Genomic DNA, 1,680 nt, shown 5'->3' with positions numbered 1-1,680 from the left:
ATCATTCGGGAAGGTACGCCCTTCGCATGCCTTCCCGAGGACGATCCACAAGTCATGAGCATTGCTCGCCCGGCGCCGGGCCGTCAGTACAGGGTCAGGCCGTAGGCCGTCAGAACCTCGGTGATCGGCTGGTGGAAGGTGGTGCCGCCGGAGGTGCAGTTTCCGCTGCCGCCCGAGATCAGACCGAGGGCCGTGGTACCGGAGAAGGCGGGACCTCCGGTGTCGCCCGCCTCAGAGCAGACGTTGGTCTTGATCAGGCCGTAGACGAGGTTGCCACCACCGTAGTTGACCGTGGCGTTGAGCCCGGTGACCATGCCGCAGTGCATTCCACTGCTTCGACCGAGGTGACAGACGGACTGTCCGATCCGGGGAGCGGCGGCCCCGGTGATGTCCCGGACGACGCCGCCGCCCAGGTTGATCTCACCGGGGTAGGAGAGGGCGGTGTTGGTGTAGCGGACCAGCCCGTAGTCGTTCCCCGGGAAGCTGTATCCGGCGGTGGTGCCGACGGGCACCGTGCGGGCCGAATCCGCGTACCAGGTGGTGCTGGTACCCGCGCAGTGCCCCGCGAGGATGCCGTAGTACGTGCTGCCGCCAAGGGCGTTGAAGGCGACCGTGCATCGGGCGCCGCCGTTGCCGTACAACGTGTCGCCGCCGCGTACGGCGGTCGGCGCCGCCGATGCGGCGGGTGCCGTCAGGAACACGGCGGCGAGGGCGGTCAGGACGGCAGTCAGGGTTACGAGGATGGGCGAGCGTCTCACGGTTCCTCCCAGTGGGGACGCGGTGGAGTCGCGCTCCGGTGCACCCATGGTGGGGGAACCGTCCCCGAGTCGACAGGCCGCCTCGGAAGGAATGTCGCGCGTCAGGGCTCCTGTCAGTCGTGGTCCGGGTGAAGTTTGCGGTTGGTGCCGGATCTGCCGATGTCCAGGTCCAGGAACGAGGTCAGCGTGGTACCGCTGTTCCAGAAGCCGAGCAGGTTGATGTCGATGAGTACCAGTTGGTGCTTGGCGGCGAAGTCGCGGGCCGGTTTCGTAAAGACGCACGAGGCCACGAAGACGGGAACGTCGGCGCCGTGTTCGGCGCGGGCGGTGCCGTTGAATGTCTGGATGTCGCGGCTGCCGACCGTGCGGTGCTTGGCGTAGCACTTGCACTGGATGACGACCCGGCGGCCGTCGGGCAGGAGGCCGGTGACGTCGGCCCCGAGGTCGCCGGCGCCGCCGACTCGTTTCACGTCGGTGCATCCGTCCCGGCGGCACAGGTCTGCGATGTACTCCTCGAACCGGCGATCGTCCATTGACCAGACTGCGTCCAGGGATCGGCGGGCCTGGCGGCGCGCTTCCTCGGCCAGTCGAGCTTTCTCCGCTTGCGCCTCGCGTCGTCCGGCATTCACCAGCTTGGTGACGATGATCCCGATGGCAGCGACGACTAACGCAACAATTAGCACTGTTCCCATGGAGTCGTCCTCCTTCTGTGGTCTGCTGGCTTGTTGCTCCCCATCCGTTGGGCTGCCCATCCAATGCGGCCAGATGCTGGCTGCCTGTACCCGCGCGTTGTCTCTATTGGTTGGTACCGCCCGGGCCTTGGCGCCTTCCCTTTCCAGGTCATGCTCGTTGGGTGCGGCTCCTTCCAGGGGACAGCTGAGCTGGGGATTTACTGATCCGGGTGTGGGCGGGGTGGTGTCGT

The 1,680-nt window shown here is 66.8% G+C and carries 2 protein-coding genes; both read right to left on the bottom strand.

Annotation, left to right across the window (positions count from 1 at the left end):
- Positions 1 to 83: 83 nt before the first annotated feature.
- Positions 84 to 758, bottom strand: a complete 675-nt coding sequence (locus JL475_RS38940) for a S1 family peptidase (RefSeq protein WP_202282915.1) — start codon at positions 756 to 758, stop codon at positions 84 to 86.
- Positions 759 to 871: 113 nt separating this feature from the next.
- A partial coding sequence (locus JL475_RS38935; RefSeq protein WP_307825333.1) for a restriction endonuclease occupies positions 872 to 1,680 on the bottom strand: 809 nt, incomplete at its 5' end.

It is taken from the genome of Streptomyces sp. M2CJ-2 (genome assembly GCF_016757295.1).
Lineage (GTDB): Bacteria > Actinomycetota > Actinomycetes > Streptomycetales > Streptomycetaceae > Streptomyces.
The sequence above is the reverse complement of the archived record's forward strand: the minus strand, read 5'-3'. Positions and strand labels throughout refer to the sequence as shown.